Raw genomic sequence first — 25,672 nt, 5'->3', positions numbered from 1 at the left:
GCGTGGCGCAAGCCAAAAATTATACGCCGGGTGCGGGATCAGGTATTGCGGTGACTCGCCAGTCACTACCGACAGCGCGCATTTCGGTGATTTTCAGCCGCGGCGCCTGGTTCATCCGCTCCAACGGCCAGTCCAACAATGGGCGCGCCGTGGAGCCGAGAAACTGACCGGCGACAAACAATTGGTATTCGTCCACCAGGCCTTGCCGGGCAAAGGCGCCCGCCAGACGTGGGCCGGCTTCCACCAGCACTTCGTTGATGCCACGGGCGGCCAGTTCCGTCAGCAACCGGCGCAGGTCGACATGACCTTCGGCGCCGGGGACTTCCAGCAATTCATGGCCCAGGGCTTGATAGCGTTCGGCGGCGCCCGGAACGCAGGTCACCACCAAGGCAGGACCTGCCGTGAAGAACGGGGCATCCAGCGGCACCCGCAGGCGACCGTCGATCAACACCCGCAGGGGTGGACGGCGTTCGGCCAGGGCGGTCAGTTCGGGATCGAGGCCCAGCTCGGCGGGGCGTACGGTCATCCGCGCATTGTCCGCCAGCACGCTGTCGGCGCCGGTCAGCACCACGCTGGCCTGGGCCCGCAGGCGCTGCACGGCGGAACGCGCCTCGGGGCCGGTGATCCACTGGCTTTCGCCGCTGGCCATGGCGGTGCGACCGTCCAGGCTCATCGCCAACTTGACCCGCACAAACGGCACGCCGTGTTCCATGCGCTTGAGAAAACCCTGGTTCAGCGCCCGCGCTTCACCTTCCAGCACACCGCTGTGTACGGCGATGCCGGCATCGGCCAGGCGCTTGAGGCCGCGACCGGCAACTTCCGGATTGGGGTCCTGCATGGCCGCGACCACCCGCCCCACGCCGGCCTTGACCAGCGCATCGGCACACGGCGGTGTACGGCCGAAGTGGCTGCACGGCTCCAGGGTCACGTAGGCCGTGGCCCCGCGAGCGTTTTCGCCCGCCTCGCGCAAGGCATGCACCTCGGCATGGGGTTCGCCGGCGCGCACGTGCCAGCCTTCGCCGACCACCACGCCCGCCTGCACGATCACACAGCCGACCCGTGGGTTCGGGTGCGTCGAGTAGCGGCCCTTGCGGGCCAGCTCCAGGGCACGGGCCATGTAGTGGGCGTCGAGGACGGCCTGCTCGGTGGAAAGGCTCATTCTTTGGCGGGCTCGCGGGCAAGGCGGTCGATCTCTTCGCGGAACTCGTTGAGGTCCTGGAAGCGGCGATAGACCGAAGCGAAACGGATATAGGCGACTTCATCGAGTTTCTGCAACTCGGTCATCACCAGTTCACCGACGACCAGCGACTTGACCTCGCGCTCGCCGGTGGCCCGCAGCTTGTGCTTGATGTGCACCAGTGCGGCCTCCAGGCGTTCGACACTGACCGGGCGCTTTTCCAGCGCGCGCTGCATGCCCGCGCGGAGTTTTTCTTCGTCGAAGGGTTGGCGGCTGCCGTCCTGTTTGATCAGGCGTGGCAGGACCAGTTCGGCGGTCTCGAAGGTGGTAAAACGTTCACCGCAGGCCAGGCATTCGCGCCGGCGGCGCACCTGCTCGCCCTCGGCGACCAGACGCGAGTCGATGACTTTGGTGTCGTTGGCACCGCAGAAGGGACAGTGCATGGTGGCAGGCAACAAAAAATGGGAGGGCCATGGTAGCGCATCCCCGTGGCAAGACAAGCCATAGGGTTTACGGTATACAGTCGCCCGACTACCTTTTATCCATAGAGATGCACCGGATTTCGTCTTGCGTTGGAGCCGTTCATGTCAGTACGACCGCTTGTTTTGCTCAGTCTCGCCGGCCTCCTGGCCGCTTGCGGCAGCCCGCCGCCCAAGCCTGCTCCGGTGGCACCGGCCCAACAGCAGGCGAGCAAACCGGTCAGTCCCTATGAAGAGCTCGGGCCCTTGCCCGCTTTTCAGCGTGAATTGAGCGGCACCTTGCAGGGCGTGCCCAAGGGCGCGGAGGTGGAACTGGCGCTGTTGGTGATCGACGAACGCGGTCGTCCGCAGCAATTGCTGGCCAGCAGCAAGATCAACGGCACCGGCCAGATCCTGCCGTTTCGCCTGCGCTTCAACCCGGAAGTGTTCCCGGTGGGCAGCCGCGTGGAATTGCGCGGGCGGGCCAGCCTGTCCGGGCAATTGATCCTGCATCTGCCATCGCGAAGTATCACCGAACCGACCACCCAGGCCCTGGGCCAGTTGCAATTTTTTACCGCGCCATGAGTGCACCGCCAAGCCTGCAACACTCCTTGAGCGAGTTGCTGGGCGATGCGCAATTGGTGGCCTGTGAGTTGCCAGGGACCGCATTGCAGTTGTGGCTGATCGACGCGCACAACATGGATCGCGCTTTTACCCCCGAGGAAACCCGGCGAATCCTCCATGAGCCGCCCTACTGGAGCTTCTGCTGGGCGAGCGGCCTGGCCATGGCCCGCTACCTGGCTGAAAACCCCCACTGGGTGGCGGGCAAGCGGGTGCTGGATTTCGGCGCCGGCTCCGGCGTGGCGGCAATTGCCGCAGCCCGGGCCGGGGCAATCGAAGTGGTGGCTTGCGACCTCGACCCGCTGGCCCTCGCGGCCTGCCGGGCGAATGCCACGCTCAACGGCGTGGAGCTGAGCTACAGCGAGGACTTCTTTGCCGAGAGCGATCGCTTCGACCTGATCCTGGTGGCGGATGTGCTCTATGACCGGGAAAACCTGCCGTTGCTCGATCAGTTTCTCAGTCGCGGCCAGGAGGCCTTGGTGGCCGATTCACGGGTACGGGATTTCCGTCATCCGCTGTATCGCCGCCTGGAAATGCTCGAAGCCTTCACCCTGCCGGACCTGGCGGAGCCGGAAGAGTTTCGCCATGTCAGCCTTTACCATGCTCAGCGTCAGCCTGCTTCCGGCCATCGGGCCCAGGCTTTATAGTGGCTCCATTCCCCGTTTTCCGAGATTCCGATGACTCAGCCCTCCCCCTACATTTTCGACGCCACCACCGCTGACTTCGACCAGTCGGTAATCGAGAACTCGTTCCACAAGCCGGTGCTGGTGGACTTCTGGGCCGAGTGGTGCGCCCCCTGCAAGGCCCTGATGCCGATGCTGCAACAGATTGCCGAGAGCTATCAGGGCGAACTGCTGCTGGCCAAGGTTGATTGCGATGCCGAGCAGGACATCGTCGCCCGCTTCGGCATTCGCAGCCTGCCCACCGTGGTGCTGTTCAAGGACGGCCAGCCGGTGGACGGTTTTGCGGGTGCCCAGCCGGAATCGGCGGTGCGCAAACTGCTTGAACCCCATGTGCAGATGCCACCGCCGGCGGAGGCCGATCCTCTTGAACAGGCCGAGGCGCTGTTTGCCGACGGTCGGATCGGCGATGCCGAAGCTGTGCTCAAGGAACTGCTGGGTGAAGACAACAGCAACGCCAAGGCGCTGATCCTTTATGGCCGTTGCCTGGCCGAGCGCGGTGAGTTGGGTGAAGCCCAGGCAGTGCTGGACGCAGTGAAGAGCGACGAGCACAAGGCCGCGCTGGCCGGGGCCAAGGCGCAGTTGACGTTCTTGCGTCAGGCGGCTGACCTGCCGGAGGTCGCTGACTTGAAAGCGCGCCTGGCGCAAAACCCACAGGATGACGAAGCGGCTTATCAGTTGGCGGTACAACAACTGTCGCGCCAGCAGTACGAAGCGGCACTGGAGGGTTTGCTCAAGCTGTTTACCCGTAATCGCGGCTACAGCGAAGGCCTGCCGCACAAGACCTTGTTGCAGGTGTTCGACCTGCTGGGCAACGACCATCCGTTGGTGACCACCTACCGTCGCCGGCTGTTTGCTGCGTTGTACTGACCTTGTGGGGAGCTGGCTTTGTCTGTGAAGAGGCCCTTGAGGCCGTCAACAGCTTCGCGGGCAAGCTCCGCTCCCACACTCAAAGACTGTTCCGCCCTCAGACCTCAGCCCAGCTGTAAAGCGGCGAATCCGTTCCGCTCAGCACCTTGACCTCGCTGCAATGACGCAAGCGCACCAACAGGCGCTTGGCCGCCGCCGTGCTCCCCGCCAACGCTTCCAACTGCCCGAGCAACTGCGGCCCGTCGATCTGCCCGGCCTGGCGCACCAGGTCCCTGGCCGTCTGCCACAGCGCGTCGTCCTGGCTCACCGGCCTTGCCGCTACCGTAGCGCCCGCCTCGGCCGGCACCGTCACCTGCAACTGCGCCCCCAAGCGCGCCCAGTCGCTCTCATCCAGCTCCAACGTCAAATCCACCGGCCATTGGCCAATGGTGCCTCGAATTCGCACCATGATGCTCACCTCGCGATTGCAGGCACCCATGCTCCCACGCGCCACCCGAGACGCCAAGTCAGTGGCCGAACAAGCCATAAATTGTTATAAGATCACATAACAAAACACCCTTATTGCCGTTCCTGGAGAAACGCCATGCGCCACCTGCTGCTCGCCCTGCCTTTTGCCCTGCTCCCGCTGGTTGCCGCCCAGGCCCATGAAGCCCACGAACATGGCAGCCTCGGCGCCCACGAGCACGGCGTTGGCCGGCTGAACGCCGCGCTGGACGGCCAGACCCTGGAACTCGAACTGCAAAGCCCGGCGATGAACCTGGTGGGCTTCGAACACCCGGCCACCAGCGACGCCGACAAGGCCAAGGTCGCCGCCGTACGCGCGCTGCTGGACAAGCCGCTGGAGCTGTTCAACCTGCCGAAAGGCGCCGGTTGCGTAGTGGCCAACCAGGAACTGGAAAGCCCGCTGTTCGGCGATCCGGCGCCTGAAGAGGCCGATGACGATGATGACGACGATCACGCTCCGGAGGCCGCCGCCGGCACCCAACCCGCCGTGGCCGAGCATCATCACGATCACAGCGAGATCCACGCCCACTACCAGTTCACCTGCACCACCCCGGCCGCGCTGAAGACCCTGGACCTGGGCCAGGTGTTCAAGACGTTCCCGGCTACCCACAAGATCCAGGTGCAGTTGATTTCCGGCAGTGGTCAACAAGGGGTTGACGTCACGCCTGAGGCTGCCACCCTGAAATTCTGATCGACCTCAATCCTTGTGGAATCCGGCTTGCCGGCGATGATCGATAACGCGGTCTGCATGAAGCACTGCGCCGCCCGCATCGCCGGCAAGCCGGCTCCTACAAGAGCACACCACCTGTGAATCGGCCTTTATGACCCAAGCACTTATCGAACTGTCCGACCTGGGCTTCAACTGGCCCGGTCATCCGCAGTTGCTGGACATCCCGGCGTTCCGCCTGGAACCGGGCGAAACGCTGTTCCTCAAAGGCCCCAGCGGCAGCGGCAAGACCACCTTGCTCGGCCTGCTCGGCGGCGTGCAGAAACCCAGCCGCGGCAGCATCCGCCTGCTCGGCCAGGAACTCACCGAACTGGGCGCCGGTGCCCGCGACCGTTTTCGCGTCGATCACACCGGTTATATTTTCCAGCAGTTCAACCTGTTGCCGTTCCTCTCGGTACGCGAGAACGTCGAGCTGCCTTGCCACTTTTCCAAACTGCGCGCCAGCCGCGCAATCCAGCGCCACGGCAGTGCCGACCAGGCCGCCGCGACCCTGCTCGCCCACCTCGGCCTGAGCGATCCGGCCCTGCTGGAACGGCGCGCCGACTCGCTGTCCATCGGCCAGCAGCAACGGGTCGCCGCCGCCCGCGCGCTGATCGGCCAACCCGAACTGGTGATCGCCGACGAACCGACTTCAGCGCTGGACTACGATGCCCGCGAAGCCTTTATCCGACTGCTGTTCGCCGAATGCCGCGAAGCCGGTTCCAGCCTGCTGTTCGTCAGCCATGACCAGAGCCTGGCGCCGCTGTTCGATCGTCACCTGTCGCTGTCCGAATTGAATCGCGCGGCCACGCCCGCGGAGGTCTGAGATGTATCTGTTTCGTCTGGCCCTGGCCAGCCTGGCCAACCGCCGCTTCACCGCCCTGCTCACGGCCTTCGCCATCGCCCTGTCGGTCTGCCTGCTGCTGGCCGTGGAGCGCGTGCGCACCGAAGCCCGCGCCAGCTTCGCCAGCACCATCAGTGGCACCGACCTGATTGTCGGCGCCCGCTCGGGTTCGGTGAACCTGCTGCTGTACTCGGTGTTTCGCATCGGCAACGCCACCAACAACATCCGTTGGGACAGCTTCGAGCACTTCGCCAATAACCCGAAAGTCAAGTGGGCGATCCCGATGTCCCTCGGCGACTCCCACCGCGGCTACCGCGTACTGGGCACCAGCGAGGCCTATTTCGAGCATTACCAGTACGGCCACCAGCAGAACCTGCAACTGGCCGAAGGCCGCCCGTTCGCCACCGATCCGTTCGAGGTGGTGCTCGGCGCCGAAGTGGCCGACGCCCTGCACTACAAGCTTGGCGACAAGCTGGTGCTGGCCCATGGCGTGGCCGCCATCAGCCTGGTCAAGCATGACGACAAGCCCTTCACCGTGGTCGGCATCCTCAAGCGCACCGGCACGCCGGTGGACCGCACGCTGCATATCAGCCTCGGCGGCATGGAGGCGATCCATATCGACTGGCACGATGGTGTACCGGCCCACGGTGCCGGGCGCATCAGTGCCGATCAGGCCCGCAATATGGACCTGACGCCGCAAGCCATCACCGCCTTCATGCTCGGCCTGAACAACAAGGTCTCGACCTTCGCCCTGCAACGGGAGATCAATGAATTCCGGGGCGAGCCGATGCTGGCGATCCTCCCGGGCGTGGCCTTGCAGGAGCTGTGGAGCCTGATGGGCACGGCGGAAAAGGCGTTGTTCGTGGTGTCACTGTTTGTGGTCCTGACCGGGTTGATCGGCATGCTCACGGCGATCCTCACCAGCCTCAACGAGCGGCGCCGGGAGATGGCGATCCTGCGCTCGGTGGGCGCGCGGCCTTGGCATATTGCCAGTCTGCTGATACTGGAAGCCTTTGCCCTGGCGTTGTCCGGGGTGGTGGCCGGGGTCGGCCTGTTGTACCTGTGCATCGCCCTGGCCCAGGGATATGTGCAGTCGAATTACGGGCTGTACCTGCCACTCTCCTGGCCAAGCGAATATGAATGGACGCTGCTCGGCGGTATCCTCGTCGCCGCCCTGTTGATGGGCAGCGTGCCGGCGTGGCGCGCCTATCGACAATCCCTGGCCGATGGCCTGTCCATCCGTTTATGAGTGTTGCGATGAAGAATAAAGTCCTGGCCGCTGTGCTACTGGCGCTGTCCGTGGTGACGGCCACGCCGTCGTGGGCCGATGACAAGCCCAAGGAACTGGCCTGGCAGGACATGATTCCGCCCGATGCGCCGCCGGAAATCCCGCAGATGACGCCGCTGCATGATCTGTCGAAGATCGGCAGCATGAACATCGAAGCGGCACCGGCGGCCAAGCAGTCGCTGCCCGATGCGCCAGTGGTCAAGGCGCTGGACGGCCAGCATGTACGCCTGCCGGGGTATATCGTGCCGCTGGAAGTGAGCGAGGAAGGGCGGACCACGGAGTTTCTGCTGGTGCCGTACTTCGGCGCCTGCATCCATGTGCCGCCGCCGCCGTCGAACCAGATCGTGCATGTGACCAGCGAGCTGGGGGTCAAGGTCGACGAGTTGTACCAGCCGTACTGGATCGAGGGTGACATGCAGGTCAAGCAGAGCACCAGCGACCTGGCGGATGCGGGGTACAGCATGGAGGCGCAGAAGATCTACGTGTACGAATTACCGGAGTAAGACTGGTCGCTCAGCGGTGCCTGGTCGGACCTCTTCGCGGGCAAGCCCCCACAAAAGTTCCCGACTCGCCCCCGCCATTGGCCTTTCATTGAGCTGAGTCAACGACCGACCCGGGGCGCTCTTTACCATTGGACACAGTAAATTCAAAACGTCCTTTGGAGCCCCCATGCACAAGTCCCTGCTCAGCGCCTCTCTCGTTGCGCTCGCCCTCGCCGCGCCCCTTGCCCACGCCCACCAGGCCGGTGATTTCATCGTCCGTGCCGGTACCGCCACCGTCGCACCGAACGACAGCAGCGGCGACCTGAAGCTCGACGGCACTCGAATCTCCGGCACCAAGGCCACGGTGGACAGCGACACCCAACTGGGCCTGGCCTTCGCCTACATGTTCACCGACCATATCGGCCTGGAACTGCTGGCCGCGACGCCTTTCCACCACGAAGTCGCCGTCAAGGGCCTCGGCCCGGCGCTGGACGGCAAGCTGGGGGATATCAAGCAACTGCCACCGACCCTGTCGCTGCAGTACTACCCACTGGATGCCACCTCGAAATTCCAGCCTTACGCCGGTGTCGGCATCAACTACACCATGTTCTTCGGTGAAGACCTGACCAGCAAGCGCAAGGATGAAGGCTTCAGCAACCTGAAGCTGCAGAACTCGGTAGGCCTGGCCGGCCAACTGGGCTTCGACTACATGCTCACTGATCGCATGCTGCTCAACGCCTCGGTCTGGTACGTGGACATCGACACCAAGGCCACCGTCGACGGCCCGACCGCCCTGGGCGTCGGCCAGACCAAGGTGGATGTGAAAGTCGATCCGTGGGTCTACATGGTCGGCATCGGCTACAAGTTCTAGGCAGAACCCGCTTTCCATCACCCCATGAAAAAGGCGCCGGGATCAGGCGCCTTTCTCATTTCAGATGATCGACCTCAACGCCCCAGCAAACGCGCCAGGCCGACACTCATGGGCGTCGGCTCGGCCAGCTCGAAACGTTCCAGCATCCGCTGGTTATTCGCCCGCGAATGACGAATATCCCCAGAGCGCGCCGGTTCGTAGGTCACTGGCGGCAGCGCACCCACCACCTCGCCCAGCGCCAGCAGCATCTGCTTGAGCGTCGTCGCCCGGTTCAGGCCAACGTTGATCGCGCCTTCCTGCACCTGCGAAGCCTTGAGCGCCTGCAGCAGGATCTGCACCAGATCACCGACGTAGATAAAGTCCCGGGTCTGCTCGCCATCGCCGAAAATGGTGATCGGCAAACCTTTCAAGGCCCGCTCACAGAAAATACTGATCACTCCGGAATACGGCGAGGACGGATCCTGGCGCGGCCCGAAGACATTGAAGAAACGGAAGATCACCGGTTCCAGGCCATGCTGGCGGCGGTAGAAGTCCAGGTACTGCTCGCTGGCCAGCTTGTCCGAGGCATAGGGTGTCAGCGGCGACTTGGCGGTGTCCTCGATGATCGACTCGCCCTCGCCGTTATTGCCGTAAACCGCCGCGCTGGAGGCGAACAATACCCGCTTGACGCCCGCCTGACGCATGGCCTCGCAGACATTCAGCGTGCCGATGAAGTTGCTCTGGTGGGTCCGCACCGGGTCCTCCACCGAAGCCTGCACCGAAGCCACCGCCGCCAGGTGCACCACGGCCTGACAACCGCGCATCACCTGGGCCACCAGGGCGGCATCGGCCACATCGCCTTCGATGAGCTCGACCCGGGGATTGTCCAGGGCCAGGTTGCTGCGCTTGCCGGAAGACAGGTCGTCGAGGATACGCAGCGAGTAGCCTTGCTCCAGCAGTGCTTCGGCCAGGTTCGAGCCGATGAAGCCAGCGCCGCCGGTGATAAGAATGGGGGCATCAGCCATGACGATAGAACCTGTCGAGTAGCGCCGGCAACCCCGCACGCCAGGCACGCGGCTTGATGCCGAAGGTATGGAGGATTTTCTTGCAGGCCAGCACCGCGTGCTGCGGCTCTTCCGCCGCATCTGGACGCGCGGCATGAGCCTGGGCGGTAGGCGCCTCGATCGCCAGCGGGTGCAACTGCCGGGCTTCGGTGAGAATCGCCTGGCCCAGGGCCAGCGGCGTGGTCGCCTCGTGGCCGGCGTAGTGGTAGGTGCCCCACAGCGGCGCGGCACAATCGAGTTGCTTGAGCACCGAGATGATCACCCGGGCCGCGTCGTCCACGGGCGTCGGGTTGCCACGTCGGTCATCGGCCATCAGCAGTTCGTCGGGTTTCTCGGCCCGGGCCAGGAAACGTCCGAGGGTGCCCTCGGTACTGTCGTCGAGCAACCAGCCGAAGCGCAGCAACACATGTTGCGGGCAGGTGGCGCGCACGCTCTGCTCGATCCGCCACAACGCCTGGCCACGCAGCCCCAGAGGAACGGGTTCGTCTTTTTCGCTGTAGGCGGTGGCCCGCGAGCCGTCGAACACCCGATAACTGGAAGGTTGCAGCAGGATGATGTTGTGGTGCTGGCAAAGTTCGGCCAGCCGCTCGACCGCACGCTCCTGGTCGGCCAGGCGCGCCTCGCCGACCGTCTCCGCCTGGAACCAGTCGAAGTAGAAGGCGAGGTTGATCAACGCATCCGGACGGGTGTCGTCGAGCAGTTGCGTGAGGCTCGCGGCATCCCAGCCATCTTGTGGCGGACGGGGGGCGAGGAAACCGATGTCTTCCTCCGCACCGAGGCGAATCAGCGCCTGCCCAAGGGCATTTCCGCCGCCCAGTAACATAAGGCGCATTCGCATAGAGTCAGCAGGCCCAGGTCTGTTCAGAACGATGGTGATTGGCGGCCAGCTTGTGGCCGACCGCTGGCAATAGCCAGAATCCTTGCATTTTGCGGGTTTTGCGCGCAACCGTCACGGATAAAGTGCCAGAGAGCGCCCATCGGCTTGCAACTTGGGCCGGACGACCGCATAAATAAACCCATGAATCTTCCCGAATCGGCCCATGACGCCCTGGCAGGTTTCCACCCGGCCGTCAGCGCCTGGTTTCGCAACACCTTCCCGGACGTGACCGGCGCCCAGGCCCGCGCCTGGCCGTTGATCCGCCAGCGCCGCTCGACGCTGGTCGCCGCGCCCACCGGCTCGGGCAAGACCCTGACGGCCTTTCTCGCGGTAATCGACGACCTGGTTCAGCAGGGTCTGGCCCAGGGCGGCGAACTGCCGGACGAAACCCTGATCGTCTATGTCTCGCCGCTCAAGGCGCTGTCCAACGATATCCGCATCAACCTGCAGGACCCGCTGGCGGGTATTACCGCGCAGCTTGAACGCCTGGGCCTGCCGCCGCTATCCATCACCACCGCGGTGCGCACCGGCGACACCCCGCAGAACGAACGTACGCGCCTGCGCAAGACCGCGCCGCATATCCTGGTGACCACGCCGGAATCGCTTTATGTGCTGCTCGGTTCCGATTCCGGCCGACGCATGCTGGGCACTGTTCGTACGGTGATCGTCGATGAGATCCACGCCATCGCCGCCAGCAAGCGCGGCAGCCACCTGGCCCTGAGCCTGGAGCGTTTGCAGGCATTGTGTGGCGAGTCGTTGCTGCGTATCGGCCTGTCGGCCACGCAAAAGCCCATCAACGCGGTGTCGCGCTTTCTGGTGGGCACGGGGCGCGCCTGCGAAATCATCGATATCGGCCACGCCCGCCCCCGGGACCTGGGCATCGAGGTGCCGCCAGTACCGCTGACGGCGGTGATGGCCAACGATGTCTGGGAGCTGGTCTACGAACGCCTGGCCGAACTGGCCCGGCAGCACCGCACCACGCTGATTTTCGTCAATACCCGACGCCTGGCCGAACGCCTGGCCCGGCACCTGAGCGAGCGCCTGGGCAAGGAGGCGGTGGCCGCCCACCATGGCAGCCTGGCCAAGGAACAGCGCCTGGATGCCGAACAACGGCTCAAGCGCGGCGAACTGCAGGTGCTGATCGCCACCGCCTCGCTGGAACTGGGGATCGATATCGGCGAGGTGGAACTGGTCTGCCAGATCGGCTCGCCACGCTCCATCGCGGCCTTTCTGCAACGGGTCGGACGCTCCGGCCACCAGGTCGGCGGCACGCCCAAGGGTCGGCTGTTCGCCACTTCGCGGGACGAACTGATCGAGTGCGCCGCCCTGCTCGACTGCGTGCGCCGGGGCGAACTGGACACCTTGCTGATTCCCCGCGCGCCGCTGGACGTGCTGGCCCAGCAGATCGTCGCCGAGGTCAGTTGCCAGGAATGGCAGGAACAGCCGCTGCTGGAACTGATCCGCCGCGCCGCGCCCTATGCCGAGCTGGACGAGGCCCACTATCAGGCGCTGCTGCGGATGCTCGCCGAAGGGTTCAACAGTCGCCAGGGTCTGCGCAGCGCCTATATTCACCGCGATGCCCTGAACCAGAGCCTGCGCGGCCGCCGTGGCAGCCAACTGACCGCCCTCACCAGCGGCGGGACCATCCCGGACAACGCCGACTACAGCGTGCTGCTCGAACCCCAGGCCCTGAATATCGGCACGGTGCATGAGGACTTCGCGGTGGAAAGCATCGCCGGCGATGTGTTCCAGCTGGGCAACAGTTCCTATCGCATCCTGCGGGTCGAGACCGGCAAGGTGCGGGTCGAGGATGCCCACGGCCAGCCGCCGAGCATTCCGTTCTGGCTCGGCGAGGCACCGGGGCGCAGTGCCGAGCTGTCCTTCGCCGTGGCGCGCCTGCAGGCCCATCTGGACAAATTGCTGGGCGCCACACCGGGGGACTTGCAGCCGAGCCTCGACTGGCTGCGCCAGACCCTGAGCCTGGACCCGGCCAGCGCCGAACAGATCGTCGAGTACCTGGCCCGCGCCCGGCAAAGCCTCGGTGCCCTGCCTTCGCAGGATACCCTGATCATGGAGCGTTTCTTCGACGAGTCCGGCGGTACCCAGTTGGTTATCCACACACCGTTCGGCAGCCGGATCAACCGCGCCTGGGGCCTGGCCTTGCGCAAGCGTTTCTGCCGCACCTTCAACTTCGAATTGCAGGCTGCCGCCAGCGAAGACGCCATCGTGCTGTCGCTGTCCACCAGCCACAGCTTTGCCCTGGACGAGGTCTGGCGTTACCTCAACAGCCGCACGGCCGAACACATCCTGATCCAGGCCGTGCTCGACGCCCCTTTATTTGGCGTGCGCTGGCGCTGGAATGCCGGGGTCGCGCTGGCGCTGCCGCGTTTTGTCGGCGGACGCAAGGTGGCGCCGCAGATCCAGCGGATGAAAAGCGAAGACCTGACCGCCTGCGTCTTCCCGGACCAGATCGCCTGCCTGGAAAACCTTGCCGGCGAGCGCGAGATTCCCGACCACCCGCTGGTGGAACAGACCCTCGACGACTGCCTGCACGAGGCCATGGACTGCGAAGGCTGGCTGGCCCTGTTGCGGCGCATGGAGGCCGGCGACGTGCGGCTGATCGCCCGCGACCTGCCGGCGCCCTCGCCCCTGGCGGCGGAAATTCTCAGCGCCCGGCCGTACACCTTTCTCGACGATGCACCGCTGGAAGAGCGTCGCACCCAGGCGGTGCTGAACCGTCGCTGGAGCGATCCCACCAGCACCGACGACCTCGGCGCCTTGGATGCCGAAGCCATCCGGGCCGTGGCCGAGGAAGCCTGGCCCGCACCGAACGGCGAGGATGAAATGCATGAGGCGTTGATGAGCCTGGCCGCGATCACCGACGCCGAAGCCCTGGCCAATCCCTCGTGGTCAGCCTGGCTGGCGGTGCTCGCGCTACAAGGTCGCGCCACACGTTTGCAAGTCGATAAATCCCACGCACTGTGGACCGCCCTGGAACGCCTGACCTGCCTGCAAGCACTTTATCCACAGGCGTTGCGGCACCCGCCCTTGCAACCGCCAGTGGGTTTCGATCAGCCGTGGGAGGCCGATGAGGCTGCCGTCGAAGTGGTCCGCGCCCGCCTCAGCGGTTTTTCCCCGCTGACGCTGCCCGAGATCGCCGAGCCCCTGGCGCTCTCCAGCGCCACACTGACCCAGGCCCTGGCGAAGCTGGAAAGCGAAGGTTATGTGCTGCGCGGTCAGTTCAGTCCGGGGGCACCTCGGGAACAGTGGTGCGAACGTCACCTGCTGGCGCGCATCCACCGTTACACGGTCAAGCGCCTGCGCCGGGAAATCGAGCCGGTGGCAGTACAGGATTTCATGCGTTTCCTGTTCGACTGGCAACACCTTTCCCCCGCCTGCCAGGGCCAGGGCAGCGCGGCCCTGGCGATGATCGTCAGCCAGTTCGAAGGCTACCCGGTTGCCGCCGGGGCCTGGGATCGCGATGTGCTGGCCGCGCGGCTCAAGGAGTATTCACCGACCTGGCTCGATGAGTTGTGTCGCTCGGGCAAGCTGGTCTGGGCCCGCCTCGGTGTCCGTGGCAAAAGCGCCAGCGCGGCATCGCGCAGTACGCCGGTGGTGTTGCTGCCCCGGGGCCAGGTCGCGCTGTGGAGCAGCCTGACGGAACAGACGGCGGTGGAAGAGTTGTCGCCGCGCACGCAAAAGGTTCATGCCGCGCTGACGCAACAGGGCGCGCTGTTTTTCGATGAGTTGCTGCACGAGGCGCATCTGCTGCCCACCGAGCTGGAAACCGCCTTGCAGGAGTTGGTCGGCGCCGGTTGGGTAAATGCCGACAGCTTTGCCGGCTTACGGGCGCTGATCACTCCGGCCAGTAAACGCCAGGCCCGCGGTGCTCGGCGTGGGCGTGGGGCGTTTGTCGGCGGGATGGACGATGCCGGACGCTGGGCCTTGCTGCGGCGCTCCGCAGTAGTCGTGCCGACGGGTGGTCAAGTGCCAGCCGAAACCCTGGAACATATCGCCATGACCTTGCTGCGGCGTTACGGCGTGGTGTTCTGGCGCTTGCTGGAGCGTGAGGCGGACTGGTTACCGAGTTGGCGGGAATTGCTGCGTACCTTTCATCGATTGGAAGCCCGCGGCGAGATTCGTGGTGGGCGTTTTATCAGCGGTCTGGCGGGTGAGCAGTTTGCCTTGCCAGAGGCGATTCCGTTGTTGCGCGAAGTGCGTCGGCGCCCTGCGGACGGTAGCCTGATCACGGTGTGCGGCGCCGATCCGTTGAATCTGGCGGGGACCTTGCTGCCGGGCGCCAAGGTGCCGGCGCTGGCGGGGAATCGCCTGGTGTATCGCGACGGTGTTCCGGCTGCGGCAGAGATCGCCGGGCAGCAGTCATATTGGCTGGAACTGGATCAGGTAGCCGCCGCCGAAGTCCGAAAAAAACTGACCCAGTACCGTCTCTGAAAACGCCTACACGGCCCCTGGGGGCGCGGGCTCTTGCTCTACCGTCGGCACCCTCGGCGCCAGCATCACCGGCTGTGGATAAGTCTGCGCGAAATGCACCCACGGACTCTGGTCCACCAGCTTCTTCAGCCGCTCGTTGAACGCCCGGTTCACGCTGTACTGGCCGCCCGAGATCGTGCGGAACTGCGCCGTCAGCACCACGCCGTTGAGGTCCATGCGATCGATCCCGAACACCTCCAGCGAACCTTGCAGGTTGAACTTGAGCAGGGCGTCCTCGCTGATCGAGCGCCCGGCCTCGCGAATCAACTCGGTGGCCTTGTCGACATCGGTGTCGTAGGTGAACTGCACCGAGAAAAACGCAAAGGCGAATTGCCGCGATTGATTGGTCACCGCCTTGATCTGGCCGAACGGCACCGAGTGCACGAACCCCTTGCCGTCACGCAGGCGCAAGGTGCGAATGGTCAGGCCCTCCACCGTACCGGCATGACCGGAATCGAGCACCACCCAGTCGCCGATGGACAGGGTGTCCTCGATGATGATGAACAGCCCGGTGATCACATCCTGGACCAACTGCTGGGAACCGAAACCGATAGCCAGCCCCACCACCCCGGCACCGGCCAACAGGGGCGCGACATTGATCCCCAGGTTGGCCAGGGTGGTGATCGCACCGATCACCAGCAGGATCACTTTCAACGCATTGCGCAGCAGCGGCAGGATGGTTTTTGCCCGCATGCTCGGCTGGCGCGAAGCGCGGCGGTTGATCGGCGGCTTGAGGGATTCCTGGATCGCGGTGTCGAGCACCACCCAGAGCAACCAGGTCGCCAGCAGGATCAGGCCGATGCGACTGAGGGAATCGCTGATGGCCCGGCCCACGCTGTTCTGCTCGGCGAATTCATACAACGAAAAACCCCAGATCCGCCCCAGCAGTTCAATAAAGCCCACCGCCAGGGCAATACGCAGCACGGCATGCAGTACGCTGAGCAAGCGCTCCTTGTACACGCTGCTGCGCTGGATCGACGCCGCCCCACGGGCTTTGAACAGGTGTTGGAACACGGTGCTGAGAAACACCGTGGCAATCAGCAGCACGGTGGTCAGCAAGGCGCAGCGCAAGGCCTTCTGGCTGTCTTCGCCGGCACCGATCAGATTGACCGTCGAGACCAGCACCATCAACAGGATCGGCCAGTACCAGAGCCCGGAAAAGATCCGCAGCGACTCCTGCAGCGCCGGTTGCTTCAGGCGCTGGCTCAACGGGCGATTGCGGATCAGGTGCGCCACCGGTCGCCGCAACCTGAAGACCAGCACGCCGAACAGGATGGAGGCGAACAGCCCGGTGAACACGGCAATGCTGCTGGTGATATTGCCACCCAGTTGCAAGGCAATCTGCGGGCTGGTCAGGGCATCGCTCAAGGCGGCCAGGAAACCGATCTCGAACAACTGGCGCGGGCTGTCGGCGCGAATGATCCGCACCGCCGGGCGCTTGTGGCCGAAATCGAACAATATCGTCAGGCCAAGCAGCACCGCGCTGGTGAAAATACCGCTGCTGGTGGCGTAGGACAGGCACAACGCCAGCGCTCGCCCCACCGAGGCTTGCAGAAAATGGCTGACGTAGAGGGTCAACGGCAGGGAGAGCAACGCCGGTAGCAAGTAGGGCAAGGCGTAACCCAGCACCGACTGGCTGCGCTCACGGGGCTGTAACCAACGATGCCGGTTGATACGCCGGGCGACAAGACGTCCTGCCGTGTTCAAGGCCGCGAAACTACCCAGCCACACCAGCGACAGCAGCAGGAAGTCGCCAGCCACCCGCCAGGGCGAACGTTCGTGGGTCTGGCTGACCAGCTGGTCCACCTCATCGGCCGCCCGGTCGGCACGCAGGCGCCAGGTATCGAGCAGGTGACCATTGAGGTCGAGCTGGTTCTGCGCCTCGTCGATGCTCGAACTGAGGGTGCCGAGCAATCCGCCCTGCACCAGCACCTCGGGTTTGGCGGGCGTGCTGGCGGGTGCGCTGGCAGGCAGCGGCAGCGCCGTGGCGGCCCCGGCCCCAGCGCAGGCACACAAGAGCAACAGGGTTAGCAGTAGCGTCGTATTGAGTCGGGACAAAACCGGACACCTCATCAGCCATCTCTGTAAGAGACTGAGTGCCAATGGGGCGGCAAAGTTCGTTTGTTCGTCCCGATAGGTATTTGGACGGTTCGATATCGTATGAATATTTGCCTACAGATCAAATATGTTGTGCCTTTACCTGTATTTTTCCGCACAAGTGAAACCCCGACACTGCGCTCCTGATCAAACCTACCGGAGTTGCAGCCATGCCCATTGCCTTGCTGGCGCTGACCCTCAGCGCCTTTGCCATCGGGACGACCGAGTTCGTCATCGTTGGCCTGTTACCCACCATCGGCGCCGACCTCGGTGTCGACCTGCCTTCCGCCGGCCTGCTGGTCAGCCTCTATGCCCTGGGTGTCGCCATCGGCGCCCCGGTGCTGACCGCCCTCACCGGCAAGGTCCCGCGCAAACTCCTGCTGTTGTCGCTGATGGTGCTGTTCACCCTCGGCAACCTGCTGGCCTGGCAAGCGCCGAGCTACGAGTCGCTGATCCTCGCGCGCATCGTCACCGGCCTGGCCCACGGGGTGTTTTTCTCCATCGGTTCGACCATCGCCACCAGCCTGGTGCCGAAGGAAAAGGCCGCCAGTGCGATCGCCATCATGTTCACCGGCCTGACCGTGGCCCTGGTCACCGGCGTACCCCTGGGGACTTTTATCGGCCAGCATTTCGGTTGGCGCGAAACCTTTCTCGCCGTGTCCGCCCTGGGTGTGATCGCCTTTATCGGCAGCCTGATCTATGTGCCGAAGAACATCACGCACAACAAGCCGGCCTCACTGCTGCAACAACTGCAAGTGTTGAAGCAACCGAGTCTGCTGCTGGTGTATGCGATGACCGCCGCCGGTTATGGCGGCACCTTTATCGCCTTTACCTTTCTGGCGCCGATCCTTCAGGACATCTCCGGCTTTCAGCCCGGCACCGTCAGCCTGGTACTGCTGGTCTACGGCATCTCGGTGGCGGTGGGTAATATCTGGGGCGGGAAACTGGCGGACAAACGCGGTCCCATTGGCGCGCTGAAGCTGATCTTCCTGCTGCTGGCGGTCGTGCTGTTCGTGCTGACCTTCACCGCCGGCAATCCGTGGCTGGTCCTGCTGACCGTGCTGGCCTGGGGCGCGGTGGCCTTCGGCAATGTGCCGGGCCTGCAGATCTATGTAGTGCGCCAGGCCGAACATCACACACCCCATGCGGTGGATGTGGCTTCGGGCCTGAATATCGCCGCCTTCAACCTCGGCATTGCCGGCGGGGCCTGGATCGGTGGCCTGATCGTCGCCAACCTGGGCCTGATCCATACCACCTGGATTGGCGGATTGGTGGTGCTGGTGGCCCTGGCACTGACGGCCTGGAGCGGTCGACTGGATCGACTGGGGCCGGTGTATGCCGAGCCTGCTGATGGTTCGGCGCGGGTGGTAGCTGGCCACTGAGGCCAGCCCCCACACCACAAGACTCACCTTGGAAACACGCTCCCTTGTAGGAGCCTGGCTTGCCAGCGAAGAGGCCTTCAAGATCGCCAAAAGCTTCGCGGCGATGCGGCGTCCCGACAAGCCCTGCTCCTACAGACCGTGGTTAACCGCGTCCTGATGCTCGGCAGACGCGAATCGGTTCGCCCCCCTATTGGACCCGATTTTATTCCTTGGACTTGCGGTGCTCCGTGACGCTCAAGCCGGCATGCCCCCAGTTATCGGTATCCACCTCCTCGATCACGATATGGGTCACCTCCGGCGGTTTACCGAGCACCCGTTGCAGGGTCTCGGTGATTTCGGCGATGACCTGGGCTTTCTGCTCGCGGGTCACGCCCTCACGGGTAATACGAACGCTGACAAAAGGCATGCTGTGCTCCAGTGGTTGAAAGAAGGTTTGGCGACGCGCTGGTGGAACTCACTTTATTGCCCCACACTCATTTGATAAATACGGATGCCCGTACCTCATTTGATCCCCCAGTGTAATCAATCATGCAACGACAGTTCGACGACCTCATGCTCGGCAGCATCGAGCTGTTTTGCCTGGCGGCCGAGGCCGGCAGTTTCACCGCCGCCGCCCAGATGGCCGGGGTCACGCCGGCGGCGGTGAGTCGCTCGGTCTCGCGCATGGAAGAACGCCTCGGCGTGCGCCTGTTCACCCGCACCACCCGCAGCGTACGCCTGACCGAGGGCGGCCGCGGCTACTTCGAACAATGCAAGCAGGCCCTGACCCAACTGACCGAAGCGCAACGGGAAGTCATGGGCAAGCAACAGGAACCGGCCGGCACCTTGCGCATCAGCATCCCGACGCCTTACGCCCATCACCGTATCCTGCCGTTGCTACCGGCCTTTCGTGAGCGCCATCCGGCGGTGAAGGTCGAGGTGCATATCAGCAACCGCAATATCGACTTCGTCGAAGAAGGCTACGACCTGGCGATCCGCGTTCGGGTGCTGCCCGACTCGGGGCTGATCGCCCGGCACCTGGAAGACGCCGCGCTGGTGGTGATCGCCACGCCTGAATACCTGCAACGAGCCGGCACGCCGCAAACCCTGGAAGACCTGCCACAGCACGAGTGCATCCAGTTCGAACTGCCCAGCAGCGGTCGGCGGATTGCCTGGTTGTTCAAGGATGCCGAGGGCAAGGAGCGGGAGCTGCTGGCCGAGAGCAGCTACTGCTGCTCCGATGATGTATTGGGCGGAGTGACACTGGCGAAGAACAGTGCCGGGTTGTTCCAGACCTATCGTTTCATTGTCGAAAAGGAACTGGCCGACGGCTCGCTGGTGGAAGTGCTCAAGCCTTTCGCCGGGCGCTCGCGGCCGTTCACCCTGCTCTATCCCCATGGTCGACATGTGCCGTTGCGGTTGAAGGCGTTTGTCGATTTTCTGCTGGAGTATCGGGAGCGCTGGAGCGCCTGAGGCCTGTAGATAACACCCAACGCGACCCATTGTAGGAGGCGGCTTGCCGGCGATAGCATTTCAGCCGCAATAGGTTATCCGTGCAGATCGGCTCGAGGTCGCCAGGCTGACACAGCGCAGCGCCAGAACGGAAGTCGGGTCCACCAGCGCCACACGGTGACCGCGCACTTGGAAGTCGTCGCAATGGCTGAGCACCAGGGGCAACTCCGTGCAGCCGAGGATAATCACCTCGGCGCCCAGCTCACACAGGTGCTCGACCGCCAGCAGCAACTGCTCCTTGCACAGGCCATCGGTGAACCCGGCCTTGATGCCACGCTCGCCATAAATCGCGCTCATCACCAGCTCCTGATAATCGAAGCCGGGAATCAGCAAGGGCAAGCCGGCATGGCGGGCGGCCTGGTGGTAGACCTGGCTTTGCACCGTGCCCGAGGTGGCGAGCAGGCCGATATGCTTGCCACTGCCGTGCTGGTGGGCAATCGCCTCGACGGTTTCACTGAGCATATTGATGATCGGCACCCGCAAATAAGGCTGGAGCCGCTCGACGAAGGCATGGGCGGTGTTGCACGGAATCGCGATAGCCTGCGCGCCGGCACTTTCCAGGCGCTTGCAGGTGGCATAGAGCGCCAGGGTCGGGTCGGCTTCGTCGAACAACAGATTGGCCGTGCGGTCCGGGATCTGCGGATTCTGCTCCACCACCATCTTGATATGGTCCTGGTCGCGTCCCGCCGGGGTGTGACGGACCACCTTGGCCATAAAGTCCACGGTGGCCGCCGGACCGACACCGCCGACGACTCCCAGTTTGAATGGCGCATGTGGCGGCTCATCGTCGGCAGTGGTCACGGCGGCGGCATAGATCTCGTTGATGTCGAGCACCCTCAGGCCGCGCCGCTGCAAATCGGCGCAAACCAGCGAAAGCTCGGTCAACCCCGGAACGATCAGATTCGCGCCCAGTTCCTGTAGCGACAGGCTAGCTTGGTACACACCTTCCAGCGGAACACCTTGCAGATAGCCGTCCTTGATGCCGTTGAGACCATACATGGCGTCCATCAGGCCGCGTTGATCCGATTCGGGGGGATAGACCAGCTGGAAATCCCCGCCCAGATAGCGCTCGAACAAACCGGAGTGACGCACATAGTCCGAGGCCAGAACGCCCAGTCGCGTGCCCGGCTCGGCGATCCGGCGAATGTGTTCGGCCAGGGCCGCCATCAGGTCGAGGACCGGAATCCCCAGTTCCTGCTGGATCTCTTCACGGAACGTCTGGCTGGCGAAACACGGCAGCACTACCGCGTCGATCCCACCCGCCTCGAATGACTGGCAGACCCGGAACACATAGAACTTGCGCGCGGTCATGCTCGCCTCGCGGTCCAGGGGCAGCAGCACGTCCTTGAACGGATGCTGTTCGAAGAGGAAGTGATAGCGCCCCTGGTCCGCCAGCACCGCCCTGGACTTGACCAGTTTGAAGAACAGATCGCCGCCGGCCAGGGAGCCGAGGCCGCCGACGATGCCCAGCTTGCGGGCGACTGGCGGCGTTTCGGATTTTTTGCCTTGGGTGTTCATGGTCGAGGTTCTCAAACCGTGGTCGCTGGGGTACGCGTCAACGCGACGGAATGGGCGACGGGCAACTCGTCCTGCTGCTCCTCGGACTCATATTCCTGTTCGGCGCGGGCAACCACTGCGGTCGCGATACTGTTGCCCACCACATTGGTCGCGGTTCGCGCCATGTCGAGGAACTGGTCGATACCGATGATCAGCAACAGGCCGGCTTCAGGCAGATTGAACATCGGCAAAGTCGCAGCCACCACCACGACCGAAGCCCGGGCGACACCGGCCATGCCTTTGCTGGTGACCATCAGCGTCAGCAGAATCAGCAACTGCTGGGTGAAACTCAGCTCGATGTTGTAGGCCTGGGCGATAAACAGGATGGCAAAGGATTGATACATCATCGAGCCGTCGAGGTTGAACGAGTAACCCAGGGGCAGGACGAAGCTGGAGACACGTTTCGGTGCGCCGAACTTCTCCAGGGCCTCCATGGTTTTCGGGTAGGCGGACTCACTGCTGGCGGTGGAAAACGCCAACAGTATCGGCTCCTTGATCAGCTTGCCGAGGGTGAACACCGAACGCCCGAGAAACAGGTAACCGGCGCCGAACAACACCGCCCAGAGAATGGCTATACCCAGGTAGAACTCGGCGATCAGCTTGCCGTAGTCCAGCAACAGGCCGAGGCCTTCGGTGGTGATTGCACTGGCAATGGCGGCGAACACGCCAATGGGCGCGAAGGCCATGACGTAGTCGGTGATCTTGAACATCACCTTGGCCAGTTCATCCACCAGGCTGGTGATGCGGGTAAAACCGGCCTGCTTGAGCCCCGCCAGGGCGAAACCGAAGAACAGCGAGAACACCACGATCTGCAGGATTTCGTTGTTGGCCATGGCCTCGGCAATGCTGCGCGGGAACACATGGCTGACAAACACCTTGAGGCTGAAATCGCCGGTATTCACCACCTGGGCCGCAACCGCAACGTGATCGACGTGCAGGTTCATCCCGGCGCCGGGCAGGAACAGGTTGACCAGCAGCATGCCGATCAGCAGGGAGATCAGCGACGCGCTGATAAACCAGGCCATGGCGCGGGTACCGATACGCCCCACCGAGCGTGAGCTGCCGAGGCTGGCGATACCGCCCACCAGGGTGGCGAACACCAGGGGCGCGATAATCATCTTGATCATTCGCAGGAAGATATCGGTGACCATCGAGAAGTAGGCGGCGATGTCCTTGGCCGACTTGGCGTCCGCCGCGAAGTGATGGCACAGCCAGCCGACCAGGACCCCGGCGGCGATGCCGATGGCGATATGACGGGGTAATCTGTTTTTGCTCATGGTGTTTCCCTCAAGTCTGTTGTCGGTTTTTTTGCTTGGCAGGAAAAGAATCGTCGGCCCGGCCGCTCTGCGGCGCCGCGCCCAAATGCATAACTCACAAACACCTCGGTCCTGTAGGAGCAGGGCTTGCCCGCGAAGCTTTTGGCGGCCTCAAGAACGCCTTCGCGGGCAATCGAGCGTCGACCGGCCGTTCCTACAGGTTCCGTGTCCATGGCCCGATTCTAGGGTGAGCCCGCCCAGCAGATGATGAGTAATCGCCATCACCCGATGCGCTTTTGGAATAGTTATGAAAAATCCGGAGAAGCCCGACAGGCACTGACGTAGACTCGTGATCACCGCGACCAAGGTGGGCAGCATGCAAATCAAGTGGCTGGACGATCTGCTCGCGATCGAGCAACACAAGAATTTTTCCCGGGCCGCCGAAGTTCGCTGCGTCACCCAGTCGGCGCTGTCCCGGCGTATCCGCTCGCTGGAAGACTGGGTCGGCGCGCAGCTGGTCGACCGCGGCACCTACCCGGTACAACTGACTCAAGCCGGCCAACTGTTCTGCGAACAAGGCCGCGAGGCGCTGGCGGCGCTGCTGGAATTGCGCTCAACCTTGCGCCAGGACGAAAAAATGCCTGGGCGTTCGATTCAGATCACGGCAGGCCACAGCCTGTCGATCACCTTCCTGCCCAAATGGCTGGCGCAATTTCAAAAGCACCACGAGCCGTTCAACGTGCGGGTGGTCGCGGCGAATATCCACGACGCGGTGATTGCCCTGGCGGAAGGCAATTGCGACCTGATGATCGTTTACCACCACCCCCAGGCGCCGATCCTGATCGACGCTGACAAGTTCGCCAGCCTGCCCCTGGGCCGGGACGCCTTCCTGCCGTTCTGTGCACCGGACCGTAGTGGTAAACCTCTGTATCGACTGCCCGGAAAGGCTGGAAAACCGGTCCCCTACCTGGCCTACACCGCCACGACCTTTCTCGGACGCGTGGCCGACCTGATCCTCAAGAACGCGGCCACGCCTTGCGAACTGACCCGTTGCTACGAGGCCGACATGACCATGCTGCTGATGCAGATGGCCATCGAAGGGTATGGAGTGGCCTGGCTACCGCAGAGCGCCGCTGCGCCAGCCGTGGATAACGGGCAACTGGTGAAAGCCGGGGGCAATGAATGGAACACCGGTCTGGAGATTCGCGCTTATTGTTCGCTGGCCAATCAGAACCCGACCATGCGCGAGTTGTGGGAAACCTTGGGCAAGGCTTCGCGGGAAGTGGGTGAGTAGAAGATCACTGAACAACCCTCTATGCCAGTTGAAACTTTTCGACTTAAATACCCCCCGCCAGTCACATTGCAGCTCCTCATCGTGCGCGCTACCTTTTCCCTGTCGCTGCCAATTCAGCGGCCGGGCTTGGAAACCCGAATTGAGGGTATAGGCGCACCAGCGCCCCAACCACGATGGCAGGCGCTGTTTCTTTGTCTGCAATGTCGTGCAATGGCGGCTGTGCGTGGGAGGACTTCGGTCCTGCCGGGACCTATACCCCCGGTTTTCCAACCTGCGTACAGCTGCCACCCACTCGCTTGGAAACGAACGTGGCGGCTATTTCCCCAGGTATAGGAGTTAGCGCATGGACGGTTTCACTCAAGCAAAGACTTACCTTCAAACAGCCAGCACCCTGGCCCATGCCGGAGGTGTCCAATGACCAATCCCCCACCAAACAAAACACTCGGCGTCATCACCTTCTCCCAGTGCGGCTCCCAAGGTCGTGAACTATTTCGCGTAAACCCTGGCGTTCCCATTCTGGAAGCCATGGAGCACGCGTCCCTCCTGCTCTACTGCGCCAAAGCACTCTCCCTCGATGCTGCCCTGGAAAGCGATGGCGAACGTTATGCCTGGGCTTCGCATTACCTGGGCGAGATGGGCAAGGCGGTCATCGATGATTTGACGCAGGGAATGTTGCGCGGGGCGTCGGTGTAAGCGGGTAATAACAGGCAATAAAAAAGCCCGTGACATTAATAGCCACGGGCTTTTGACTAGCGCTTTCGCCACGTGTCGCATACCTAGTGGGCACCTCCACAAGGGCTGCCCAGAGCCTTGGCACCATAAAGCCACCGCCAGGGAGCGCTACGTGTCAAAACCCCACGCCCCAGTCGCATCGTCGGTCTATACAAAGGATCTTCATCAAGACGACTTCATTCTGCACCCAGAGACTGAGCATCAGAGTTTTGGCTACGCACCAGAAATGTATCGCCCCGGGCATCACGGGTTGCGCAACACCGAACGGTACCCAGTTGCAGATCCAGCTTCGCTCAGACAGCGTGGAGCTGGAGCATCATGTCGATCTGGCGGTGCCCCATGTTAAGGACCGTTGATGGCTATTAGATTTGAACCCAAGATAGGGCAGATTCTGGAGTGCAACTATGGGGACTACCAGTACGATGAAGACGGTGACATAGCTTTCAAGAGCTACGACTATCGCTTGAAGCCAGAAATGATCAAGAACCGTTTGGTTGTCGTGCTAAATGCGCGGATTGACCCTAATGCCTGCATAGTCGTGCCGCTGTCGACAACAAAGGACATGGGGAAGCTCAGCCGTGGTTTGCATGTCGAGCTGGGGAGCGAGCTGATAGACGAGCTGCCTTACTTTAAGCAACAAACCAGGTGGGCAAAAGCCGACCTCATTGAACAGGTCAGCAAACAACGCCTCTTCAAGCCCAGGGCTATGCGTGGGCACCTGGAGCAGGTGCTATCCCGGGAGGTGGTGACTCTCATTCAGAAAGCCGTAATAAAAGCTGTAAACGCTGGGGCATTGCTCAAAGAAAATTGACATGCGCGTCAACCAGCCATAGAATTTTTCACGTAGCCCTTGAGGCACTTGAGTTTTATCCCCCTAGAGGGACCTGCAAAGCCCGGTTAACAACCGGGCTTTTGCCTTTCTGAGAATCGTGTTTCTGTTCCGGTGGCGAC

At 63.2% G+C, this 25,672-nt stretch carries 23 protein-coding genes; 14 read left to right on the top strand and 9 right to left on the bottom strand.

Features of this window, described 5'->3' with window-relative positions; genetic code table 11:
- Nucleotides 1–19: 19 nt before the first annotated feature.
- Together ribD and nrdR are read right to left on the bottom strand one after the other, a co-directional pair.
- Complete coding sequence (gene ribD, locus M5B42_RS20430) at nucleotides 20–1,159, bottom strand: bifunctional diaminohydroxyphosphoribosylaminopyrimidine deaminase/5-amino-6-(5-phosphoribosylamino)uracil reductase RibD (protein WP_248746829.1); 1,140 nt, start codon at nucleotides 1,157–1,159, stop codon at nucleotides 20–22.
- The gene (gene nrdR, locus M5B42_RS20425) at nucleotides 1,156–1,620 is read right to left on the bottom strand and encodes a transcriptional regulator NrdR (protein WP_177101692.1); all 465 of its coding nucleotides are present in this window, start codon (nucleotides 1,618–1,620) and stop codon (nucleotides 1,156–1,158) included. Before nrdR ends, ribD begins: the two co-directional genes overlap by 4 nt.
- Nucleotides 1,621–1,761: 141 nt before the next feature.
- Here nrdR and M5B42_RS20420 point away from each other — a divergent pair, with 141 nt between their 5' ends.
- The 3 genes from M5B42_RS20420 to trxA are packed head-to-tail and all read left to right on the top strand — an operon-like array spanning nucleotide 1,762 to nucleotide 3,806.
- Nucleotides 1,762–2,220: a hypothetical protein gene (locus M5B42_RS20420; RefSeq protein WP_177101694.1), complete on the top strand. Its 459-nt coding sequence runs from the start codon at nucleotides 1,762–1,764 to the stop codon at nucleotides 2,218–2,220.
- Nucleotides 2,217–2,903 carry a 50S ribosomal protein L11 methyltransferase gene (locus M5B42_RS20415; protein ID WP_177101696.1) on the top strand — a complete coding sequence of 229 codons (687 nt, stop codon included), beginning with the start codon at nucleotides 2,217–2,219 and terminating at the stop codon, nucleotides 2,901–2,903. Before M5B42_RS20420 ends, M5B42_RS20415 begins: the two co-directional genes overlap by 4 nt.
- A 30-nt stretch (nucleotides 2,904–2,933) precedes the next feature.
- Nucleotides 2,934–3,806, top strand: coding sequence for a thioredoxin (gene trxA / locus M5B42_RS20410; RefSeq protein WP_103495551.1), 873 nt, complete (start codon nucleotides 2,934–2,936; stop codon nucleotides 3,804–3,806).
- Nucleotides 3,807–3,903: 97 nt separating this feature from the next.
- On the opposite strand, the gene M5B42_RS20405 is transcribed toward trxA, so the two are convergent.
- Nucleotides 3,904–4,254, bottom strand: a complete 351-nt coding sequence (locus tag M5B42_RS20405) for a hypothetical protein (protein WP_177101698.1) — start codon at nucleotides 4,252–4,254, stop codon at nucleotides 3,904–3,906.
- A gap of 135 nt (nucleotides 4,255–4,389) precedes the next feature.
- Between M5B42_RS20405 and M5B42_RS20400 the strand changes: the two genes are divergently transcribed.
- The 5 genes from M5B42_RS20400 (at nucleotide 4,390) to M5B42_RS20380 (ending at nucleotide 8,501) form a co-directional block, all read left to right on the top strand.
- Nucleotides 4,390–5,001 (top strand): DUF2796 domain-containing protein, encoded by a 612-nt coding sequence (locus tag M5B42_RS20400; RefSeq protein ID WP_103495550.1) that lies wholly within the window; start codon nucleotides 4,390–4,392, stop codon nucleotides 4,999–5,001.
- A gap of 130 nt (nucleotides 5,002–5,131) precedes the next feature.
- A complete protein-coding gene (locus M5B42_RS20395) occupies nucleotides 5,132–5,842 on the top strand; it encodes an ABC transporter ATP-binding protein (RefSeq protein ID WP_100944382.1) in 711 nt (236 codons plus the stop codon).
- A 1-nt stretch (nucleotide 5,843) separates the two neighbouring features.
- Entirely contained in the window at nucleotides 5,844–7,109 is a 1,266-nt protein-coding gene (locus M5B42_RS20390; protein WP_100944381.1) for an ABC transporter permease, read from the top strand.
- Nucleotides 7,110–7,117: 8 nt separating this feature from the next.
- Nucleotides 7,118–7,651 (top strand): DUF3299 domain-containing protein, encoded by a 534-nt coding sequence (locus tag M5B42_RS20385; protein WP_152742137.1) that lies wholly within the window; start codon nucleotides 7,118–7,120, stop codon nucleotides 7,649–7,651.
- A 166-nt stretch (nucleotides 7,652–7,817) separates the two neighbouring features.
- Nucleotides 7,818–8,501: an OmpW family outer membrane protein gene (locus M5B42_RS20380; protein ID WP_248746828.1), complete on the top strand. Its 684-nt coding sequence runs from the start codon at nucleotides 7,818–7,820 to the stop codon at nucleotides 8,499–8,501.
- A 74-nt stretch (nucleotides 8,502–8,575) separates the two neighbouring features.
- Here the strand turns inward: M5B42_RS20380 and M5B42_RS20375 are convergent, their stop codons facing one another.
- Both M5B42_RS20375 and M5B42_RS20370 read right to left on the bottom strand, forming a co-directional pair.
- Nucleotides 8,576–9,505: an NAD-dependent epimerase/dehydratase family protein gene (locus M5B42_RS20375; RefSeq protein WP_248746827.1), complete on the bottom strand. Its 930-nt coding sequence runs from the start codon at nucleotides 9,503–9,505 to the stop codon at nucleotides 8,576–8,578.
- A complete protein-coding gene (locus M5B42_RS20370) occupies nucleotides 9,498–10,382 on the bottom strand; it encodes a sugar nucleotide-binding protein (protein WP_103495546.1) in 885 nt (294 codons plus the stop codon). Before M5B42_RS20370 ends, M5B42_RS20375 begins: the two co-directional genes overlap by 8 nt.
- Nucleotides 10,383–10,562: 180 nt before the next feature.
- On the opposite strand from M5B42_RS20370, the gene M5B42_RS20365 reads away from it, so the two are divergent.
- Nucleotides 10,563–14,873, top strand: a complete 4,311-nt coding sequence (locus tag M5B42_RS20365) for a DEAD/DEAH box helicase (protein ID WP_248746826.1) — start codon at nucleotides 10,563–10,565, stop codon at nucleotides 14,871–14,873.
- A 6-nt stretch (nucleotides 14,874–14,879) separates the two neighbouring features.
- On the opposite strand, the gene M5B42_RS20360 is transcribed toward M5B42_RS20365, so the two are convergent.
- A complete protein-coding gene (locus tag M5B42_RS20360) occupies nucleotides 14,880–16,970 on the bottom strand; it encodes a mechanosensitive ion channel domain-containing protein (RefSeq protein ID WP_248746825.1) in 2,091 nt (696 codons plus the stop codon).
- 209 nt (nucleotides 16,971–17,179) lie between these two features.
- Here M5B42_RS20360 and M5B42_RS20355 point away from each other — a divergent pair, with 209 nt between their 5' ends.
- Nucleotides 17,180–18,391, top strand: coding sequence for an MFS transporter (locus M5B42_RS20355; RefSeq protein ID WP_248746824.1), 1,212 nt, complete (start codon nucleotides 17,180–17,182; stop codon nucleotides 18,389–18,391).
- Nucleotides 18,392–18,593: 202 nt separating this feature from the next.
- On the opposite strand, the gene M5B42_RS20350 is transcribed toward M5B42_RS20355, so the two are convergent.
- Nucleotides 18,594–18,797, bottom strand: coding sequence for a 4-oxalocrotonate tautomerase family protein (locus tag M5B42_RS20350; RefSeq protein ID WP_100944373.1), 204 nt, complete (start codon nucleotides 18,795–18,797; stop codon nucleotides 18,594–18,596).
- Between the two features lie 122 nt (nucleotides 18,798–18,919).
- Between M5B42_RS20350 and M5B42_RS20345 the strand changes: the two genes are divergently transcribed.
- Nucleotides 18,920–19,843: a LysR family transcriptional regulator gene (locus tag M5B42_RS20345; protein WP_248746823.1), complete on the top strand. Its 924-nt coding sequence runs from the start codon at nucleotides 18,920–18,922 to the stop codon at nucleotides 19,841–19,843.
- A 60-nt stretch (nucleotides 19,844–19,903) separates the two neighbouring features.
- Here the strand turns inward: M5B42_RS20345 and M5B42_RS20340 are convergent, their stop codons facing one another.
- Nucleotides 19,904–21,400, bottom strand: coding sequence for an amino acid racemase (locus M5B42_RS20340; protein ID WP_248746822.1), 1,497 nt, complete (start codon nucleotides 21,398–21,400; stop codon nucleotides 19,904–19,906).
- Between the two features lie 11 nt (nucleotides 21,401–21,411).
- The gene (locus tag M5B42_RS20335; RefSeq protein WP_152742145.1) at nucleotides 21,412–22,716 is read right to left on the bottom strand and encodes a dicarboxylate/amino acid:cation symporter; all 1,305 of its coding nucleotides are present in this window, start codon (nucleotides 22,714–22,716) and stop codon (nucleotides 21,412–21,414) included.
- A gap of 355 nt (nucleotides 22,717–23,071) precedes the next feature.
- Between M5B42_RS20335 and M5B42_RS20330 the strand changes: the two genes are divergently transcribed.
- The 3 genes from M5B42_RS20330 (at nucleotide 23,072) to M5B42_RS20320 (ending at nucleotide 25,532) form a co-directional block, all read left to right on the top strand.
- Nucleotides 23,072–23,989 carry a LysR substrate-binding domain-containing protein gene (locus M5B42_RS20330; protein WP_152742146.1) on the top strand — a complete coding sequence of 306 codons (918 nt, stop codon included), beginning with the start codon at nucleotides 23,072–23,074 and terminating at the stop codon, nucleotides 23,987–23,989.
- A 414-nt stretch (nucleotides 23,990–24,403) separates the two neighbouring features.
- A complete protein-coding gene (locus M5B42_RS20325) occupies nucleotides 24,404–24,682 on the top strand; it encodes a DUF3077 domain-containing protein (RefSeq protein WP_152742147.1) in 279 nt (92 codons plus the stop codon).
- 394 nt (nucleotides 24,683–25,076) lie between these two features.
- The gene (locus M5B42_RS20320; RefSeq protein ID WP_152742148.1) at nucleotides 25,077–25,532 is read left to right on the top strand and encodes a type II toxin-antitoxin system PemK/MazF family toxin; all 456 of its coding nucleotides are present in this window, start codon (nucleotides 25,077–25,079) and stop codon (nucleotides 25,530–25,532) included.
- Nucleotides 25,533–25,672: the final 140 nt, after the last annotated feature.

The organism is Pseudomonas sp. MWU12-2037 (genome assembly GCF_023242345.1).
GTDB lineage: Bacteria > Pseudomonadota > Gammaproteobacteria > Pseudomonadales > Pseudomonadaceae > Aquipseudomonas > Aquipseudomonas gingeri_D.
The sequence above is the reverse complement of the archived record's forward strand: the minus strand, read 5'-3'. Positions and strand labels throughout refer to the sequence as shown.

What these genes read in the sequence shown, in the direction of transcription:
- ribD (WP_248746829.1), bottom strand. Translation starts at nt 1,159, where the DNA reads ATGAGCCTTTCCACCGAGCAGGCCGTCCTCGACGCCCACTACATGGCC.
- nrdR (WP_177101692.1), bottom strand. Translation starts at nt 1,620, where the DNA reads ATGCACTGTCCCTTCTGCGGTGCCAACGACACCAAAGTCATCGACTCG.
- M5B42_RS20420 (WP_177101694.1), top strand. Translation starts at nt 1,762, where the DNA reads ATGTCAGTACGACCGCTTGTTTTGCTCAGTCTCGCCGGCCTCCTGGCC.
- M5B42_RS20415 (WP_177101696.1), top strand. Translation starts at nt 2,217, where the DNA reads ATGAGTGCACCGCCAAGCCTGCAACACTCCTTGAGCGAGTTGCTGGGC.
- trxA (WP_103495551.1), top strand. Translation starts at nt 2,934, where the DNA reads ATGACTCAGCCCTCCCCCTACATTTTCGACGCCACCACCGCTGACTTC.
- M5B42_RS20405 (WP_177101698.1), bottom strand. Translation starts at nt 4,254, where the DNA reads ATGGTGCGAATTCGAGGCACCATTGGCCAATGGCCGGTGGATTTGACG.
- M5B42_RS20400 (WP_103495550.1), top strand. Translation starts at nt 4,390, where the DNA reads ATGCGCCACCTGCTGCTCGCCCTGCCTTTTGCCCTGCTCCCGCTGGTT.
- M5B42_RS20395 (WP_100944382.1), top strand. Translation starts at nt 5,132, where the DNA reads ATGACCCAAGCACTTATCGAACTGTCCGACCTGGGCTTCAACTGGCCC.
- M5B42_RS20390 (WP_100944381.1), top strand. Translation starts at nt 5,844, where the DNA reads ATGTATCTGTTTCGTCTGGCCCTGGCCAGCCTGGCCAACCGCCGCTTC.
- M5B42_RS20385 (WP_152742137.1), top strand. Translation starts at nt 7,118, where the DNA reads ATGAAGAATAAAGTCCTGGCCGCTGTGCTACTGGCGCTGTCCGTGGTG.
- M5B42_RS20380 (WP_248746828.1), top strand. Translation starts at nt 7,818, where the DNA reads ATGCACAAGTCCCTGCTCAGCGCCTCTCTCGTTGCGCTCGCCCTCGCC.
- M5B42_RS20375 (WP_248746827.1), bottom strand. Translation starts at nt 9,505, where the DNA reads ATGGCTGATGCCCCCATTCTTATCACCGGCGGCGCTGGCTTCATCGGC.
- M5B42_RS20370 (WP_103495546.1), bottom strand. Translation starts at nt 10,382, where the DNA reads ATGCGAATGCGCCTTATGTTACTGGGCGGCGGAAATGCCCTTGGGCAG.
- M5B42_RS20365 (WP_248746826.1), top strand. Translation starts at nt 10,563, where the DNA reads ATGAATCTTCCCGAATCGGCCCATGACGCCCTGGCAGGTTTCCACCCG.
- M5B42_RS20355 (WP_248746824.1), top strand. Translation starts at nt 17,180, where the DNA reads ATGCCCATTGCCTTGCTGGCGCTGACCCTCAGCGCCTTTGCCATCGGG.
- M5B42_RS20350 (WP_100944373.1), bottom strand. Translation starts at nt 18,797, where the DNA reads ATGCCTTTTGTCAGCGTTCGTATTACCCGTGAGGGCGTGACCCGCGAG.
- M5B42_RS20345 (WP_248746823.1), top strand. Translation starts at nt 18,920, where the DNA reads ATGCAACGACAGTTCGACGACCTCATGCTCGGCAGCATCGAGCTGTTT.
- M5B42_RS20340 (WP_248746822.1), bottom strand. Translation starts at nt 21,400, where the DNA reads ATGAACACCCAAGGCAAAAAATCCGAAACGCCGCCAGTCGCCCGCAAG.
- M5B42_RS20335 (WP_152742145.1), bottom strand. Translation starts at nt 22,716, where the DNA reads ATGAGCAAAAACAGATTACCCCGTCATATCGCCATCGGCATCGCCGCC.
- M5B42_RS20330 (WP_152742146.1), top strand. Translation starts at nt 23,072, where the DNA reads ATGCAAATCAAGTGGCTGGACGATCTGCTCGCGATCGAGCAACACAAG.
- M5B42_RS20325 (WP_152742147.1), top strand. Translation starts at nt 24,404, where the DNA reads ATGACCAATCCCCCACCAAACAAAACACTCGGCGTCATCACCTTCTCC.
- M5B42_RS20320 (WP_152742148.1), top strand. Translation starts at nt 25,077, where the DNA reads ATGGCTATTAGATTTGAACCCAAGATAGGGCAGATTCTGGAGTGCAAC.